The following is a 5,602-nucleotide window of genomic DNA, read 5'->3' as shown; positions in this document are numbered from 1 at the left end:
GTGGCTGACGGCGTGGTGACCAAGGCCGTCGGCCGACCGAATCACCCCGCCAACCGGGGACGACTCTGCACCAAGGGCAACACCACCGCGGATATGCTGCGCGCTGCCGGCCGCCTCACGACGGCTCTGGTCCGTCCGGAGCGCAGCGCCGACGCAGCGCCGACCGGCGTGGACGCCGCTGTCCAGACGGTCGCGGACCGGCTGTCGGCGATTCGCGACCAGCACGGTCCCGACGCGATCGCGCTGTACGTGTCGGGGCAGATGTCCATCGAGGCGCAATACCTGGCCAACAAGCTCGCCAAGGGCTACCTGCGGACCCAGTGGATCGAGTCGAATTCGCGGCTGTGCATGGCCAGCGCGGGCACCGGCTACAAGCAGTCGCTGGGCGCCGACGGCCCGCCCGGCAGCTATGACGACCTGGACACCGCCGACCTGTTTTTGGTGTTGGGCGCGAACATGGCCGATTGCCACCCGATCTTGTACCTGCGGATGATGGACCGCGTCCGCGACGGCGCGAAGCTGGTGGTCGTCGATCCGCGGCGGACCGCCACCGCGGCCAAGGCGGACTACCACCTACCGGTGCGCCCGGGCACCGACCTGGCCCTGCTGAACGGGCTGCTGCGCCTGGTGCGCGACGGGGGCGGCGTCGACACCGAATTCGTGGCCACCTACACCGAGGGCTGGGAGCCGCTGAACGCCCTGCTCGACGAGTATCCGGCGGATCTCGTCGCCGCCATCACCGGGATCGACGAGGCGGATCTGCGCGCCGTCGCGGAGCTGATCTGCGGCACGAAGAGCTGGGTGAGCCTGTGGACGATGGGCCTCAACCAGTCCACCCACGGCACCTGGAACACCAACGCGCTGTGCAACCTGCACCTGGCGACCGGAGCGATCTGCCGCCCGGGCGCGGGCCCGTTCTCGCTGACCGGTCAGCCGAATGCGATGGGCGGCCGGGAAATGGGATACATGGGCCCGGGCCTGCCCGGCCAGCGGTCCGCCCTGGATGCCGCCGACCGCGCGTTCGTCGAAGACCGCTGGGGGCTCGAGCCCGGGACGATCCGCGCCGAGGGCGGTACCGGCACCATCGACATGTATCGGCGGATGGCCGATGGCGAGATCCGGGCGGCCTGGATCATCTGCACCAATCCCGTTGCCTCGGTGTCGAATCGAGCCTCGGTGATCGCCGGTCTGCAGCGCGCCGAGCTGGTGGTGGTCCAGGATGCGTTCGCCGGCGTCGAGACCGCCGAATACGCCGACGTGGTGCTGCCGGCCGCGCTGTGGGCAGAGGCCGACGGGGTGATGGTCAACAGCGAGCGCACGCTCACCCATTGCGCCCCCGCGATGGCCCCGCCCGGCGAGGCCATGCCGGACTGGCAGCTGATCTGCCGGGTTGCCACCGCCATGGGTTATCGCGGCTTCGAGTTCGACTCCGCCGCAGAGATTTTCGCTGAACTTGCCACTTTCCACAATCCGCGCACCGGCTGGGACCTGCGCGGTGTGGACTACCAGCGGCTGCGCCGCACACCGGTGCAGTGGCCCGCGGCGCCGGGTTGCACCGACCGCAACCCGATCCGCTACCGCAACGACGGCGTCAGCCAGGATCTGCACACCGCCGAGGACGGCAGCGTCCCGGCGCTGGCCTTCCCGACACCGAGCCGTCGCGCCCGGTTCTTGCCGCGGCCGTACCTCCCCGCAGCGGAGCTGCCCGACGACGAGTTTCCTCTGGTGTTCACCACCGGTCGGCTCGCACACCAATGGCACACCATGACCAAGACCGGAAAGGTGGCCAAGCTCAACAAGCTCAACCCCGAACCATTCCTGCAGCTGCACCCCGAGGACGCCGACCGGCTCGGCGTGCGCGACGGCGATCGGGTCGAGATCCGGTCCCGCCGCGGCCGCGCGGTGCTTCCGGCGGTCATCGACAAGGCCGTGCGGCCGGGCGTCTGCTTCGCCCCGATGCACTGGGCCGACGCGTTCGCACCGGAGGTGGCGGTCAACGCGGTGACCAACGATGCCGTCGACGCCGAGTCGCTGCAGCCAGAGTTCAAGGTGTGCGCGGTCGCGCTCACCGCCGTCGACACCGAGGCTCCCACAGCACAACCGAGGCCGCTGGAGGCCACCGCGCCGGTCGACGCGCTCGCTGCTGCGCTGGGCCCGCTGCCGGCGCCGGCGACGCTCAACGCCGACGAGCAGTTGTTCCTGTCCGGCTTCGTCGCCGGTGTCCGAGCGAACCCACCCACCGATGAGATGCCGACGCTGCCGACGGCCACGCCACTCGCGCCCGCCAATCGGGCGTGGGTCGACGGAGTGCTGGCCGGGATCTTCTCCCGCACAGCGGGATCGACGGCCCACGCGCCCGACCAAGTCGGCGGCCCGGCGGCAACGGTGGTGTGGGCGTCGCAGACCGGCACGGCCGAGGAATTCGCCACGACATGCGTCGAGCGGCTCAACGATGCCGGCATCACCGCGCGGCTTCGCGGCGCCGACGAGATATCGCTGTCCGACCTGAACGGGACGGTGCTGTTCGTGGTGTCCACCACCGGCGATGGGGAACCGCCGGACAACGGCATCGCGCTCTGGCACGCGCTGGCCGCCGCTGAACCGGGCGACGTTGACTCCGTGGACTTTTCCGTGCTCGGGTTCGGCGACTCGTCGTACACCAACTTCTGCGGCTTCGCCCGCAGGCTCGACGCCCGGCTGGACCACCTGGGTGCACACCGCATTGTCGACCGGGCATCGTGCGAGCCGGACTTCGAAGCCACCGCTGCGGCCTGGACCGACCGTGTCATTACCACACTGACCGGGCCGGCGCAGAGCCTGTCGGAACCGAAACCAGCTGCAGCACCGTCGTATTCAAGAACCAATCCGCTACGCACAACCGTCGCGAGCAACGTCACCCTCTGCGGCGCAAGCTCCGACAAAGACGTGCGCAACATCGGCATCCATCTGCCGGAGGGCACCCTCGAATATGGCCCGGGCGACTCACTCGGCGTATGGCCGCACAACCGGCCGGAAGTGGTTATCGAGTTCCTGGAGCGCACTGGACTGGACGGCTCGGCGGAAGTCAGCGTCGGCGGCCAGACGATGGCGCTGGCCGAATCATTATGTGCGCGAATGGACATCACCCGAATCACGCCTGACCTGATCCGCTTCGTGCACGAGCGCCGGCCGGCCGACGACCTGGCGGCGGTGATCGAGGATCCGGCGAACTTCGCGGATTGGACCCGCGGGCGCCAAGCCCTCGACCTCTTGGCGAGTCATCCCGTCGAGGCAGAGCTGGACGAATGGTTGAGCGTGCTGCGGCCGCTGACACCGCGGCTGTACTCGATCTCGTCGAGCCCGCTGGAAGACCCGACCCGTGTGCATGTGACCCCAGCGGTCGTCCGTTTCGAGTCGACCGCTGCCGCCACCGACGGCGCGGTGCGGCACGGTGTCTGCTCGGGATATCTGGCGAACTTGGTAGTCGGTGCTGAAATAGACGTATTCATCCAGCGTACCAAGCACTTTCGGCCGCCGCAGGACCCGGATACACCGGTGATCATGGTGGGACCGGGAACCGGTATCGCGCCGTTCCGCGGCTTCCTTCACGATCGTGCCGCGCGCGGCCATGCCGGTGCCAACTGGCTGTTCTTCGGCGAGCGGCACGAGGCCTCCGAGTTCTACTACCGCGACGAGCTGGACGCCTTCCGGCGATCAGGGGTGCTCACCCGGCTGGACACCGCGTTCTCCCGCGACAGCGCCAACAAGCTGTATGTCCAGGACCGGATGCGCGAAAGCGCCGCTGAATTATGGAAGTGGATCGCCGACGGCGCACACCTCTATGTCTGCGGCGATGCCTCCCGGATGGCGCGGGACGTCGACGAGGCGCTGCGCGGGATCGTCGCCGAGCACGGCGGACGAAGTCCGAAGAGCGCGGTCACGTATCTGCGAGCGATGTCGGCCGAGGGGCGGTACGTACGTGACGTCTACTGATCCTCACGGTTTCGCCCAGTCCGGCGTGAGAAAGCCGTGATCGCGCGGCAATCGGGCGCAACGCGCGTCGCAATACCAGGTGCCTACCGTCGGTACCGACAGTTAGTTGAGAGGAGTTAACGCGTGCGGACACGCACAGTGGTGGTCATCGGTCACGGCATGGTGGGACACCGGTTTGTCGAGGCGCTGCGGGCGCGAGACACCGAAGGTGCCTGGCGGATCGTCGTGCTGGGCGATGAGGCCGACGCCGCCTACGACCGGGTCGGCCTGTCGTCCTACGTGGGCGCCTGGGACCGCTCGCTGCTGGCGCTCACGGGTAACGGATACGCCGGCGACGATCTCGTCGACCTGCGACTCGGCCAGCCAGTCACCGGAATCGACCGGGACGCCAAGCGGGTCAGCGTCGCCGACGGCTCGACGGTTGACTACGACGCGCTGGTGCTGGCCACCGGTTCGTACCCGTTCGTGCCGCCGGTACCTGGCAAGGACTGCGACGGCTGCCACGTGTATCGCACGCTCGACGACCTGGACGCTATCCGCGTCGACGCGGAGGCCGCACTGGCCCGCGACCCCAAGGCCGTCGGCATCGTCGTCGGTGGCGGACTACTCGGCCTGGAAGCCGCTAACGCGTTGCGGCTGATGGGAATTCGGCCGCACGTCGTCGAGTTCGCACCGCGGCTGATGCCACTGCAGGTCGACGAGGCGGGCGGCGAGCACCTGATGCGCTCGGTGCGCGCGCTGGACATCGACGTCACCGTAGGCGCCGGAACGTCGGCTATCGAGCGGATCGACGACCGACTTCGCGTCACCCTTAGCAACGACGACGTGATCGACGCGGCGCTGCTGGTGTTCTCGGCCGGAGTACGCCCCCGCGACGAGCTGGCCCGGGAGGCGGGCCTCGACATCGGCGAGCGCGGCGGCGTGCTCTGCGACTTATCCTGCGCGACAAGTGATCCCGCCGTCTACGCGATCGGGGAGGTCGCCGCGATCGAGGGCCGCTGCTACGGCCTGGTCGCACCCGGCTACACAACCGCCGAGGTGGTGGCCGACCGGCTGCTCGGCGGCGACGCCGATTTCCCGGGCGCCGACCTGTCCACCAAACTCAAGCTGCTAGGCGTCGACGTCGCCAGCTTCGGCGACGCGCTGGCCACCACGCCGGGCGCGCTTGAGGTCGTCGTCTCCGATCCGATCGGCGGTACCTACGCCAAGCTGGTGCTCTCCGACGACGTGCAAACCCTGCTCGGCGGCATTCTGGTCGGCGATGCATCCAGCTACGGCGTGCTGCGCCCTTTGGTCGGCTCGAAGCTGCCTGGCGATCCGGTCAGCCTGATCGCGCCGGCCGGTTCCGGCGGCGCGTCGGCGATCGGCGTGGGTGCGCTGCCCGCGGACGCGCAGATCTGCTCCTGCAATGACGTCACCAAGGGCGCGCTGTGTGCGGCGATCGCCGACGGTGCGTGCACCGTCGGCGACCTCAAGGGCTGCACCAAAGCCGGCACCTCCTGCGGCTCCTGCGTGCCGCTGCTCTCCCAGTTGCTGGCGGCCGAGGGCGTCGAGCTCTCAAAAGCGTTGTGCGAACACTTCCCCCAGTCGCGGGCCGAGCTGTTCGAAATCGTCCAGGCAAGTGCTATCC

At 69.0% G+C, this 5,602-nt stretch carries 2 protein-coding genes; both read left to right on the top strand.

What is annotated here, in order from left to right; all coding sequences use genetic code 11:
* Positions 1-3,972 (top strand): molybdopterin-dependent oxidoreductase, encoded by a 3,972-nt coding sequence (locus tag WBF82_RS08680; RefSeq protein ID WP_424382642.1) that lies wholly within the window; start codon positions 1-3, stop codon positions 3,970-3,972.
* Between the two features lie 159 nt (positions 3,973-4,131).
* Positions 4,132-5,602, top strand: a 1,471-nt coding sequence (gene nirB, locus WBF82_RS08675; protein ID WP_424382643.1) for a nitrite reductase large subunit NirB, incomplete at its 3' end; no start/stop codon positions are given.

Origin of the sequence: Mycobacterium sp. (assembly GCF_049673265.1) — a bacterium.
GTDB lineage: Bacteria > Actinomycetota > Actinomycetes > Mycobacteriales > Mycobacteriaceae > Mycobacterium.
The sequence above is the reverse complement of the archived record's forward strand: the minus strand, read 5'-3'. Positions and strand labels throughout refer to the sequence as shown.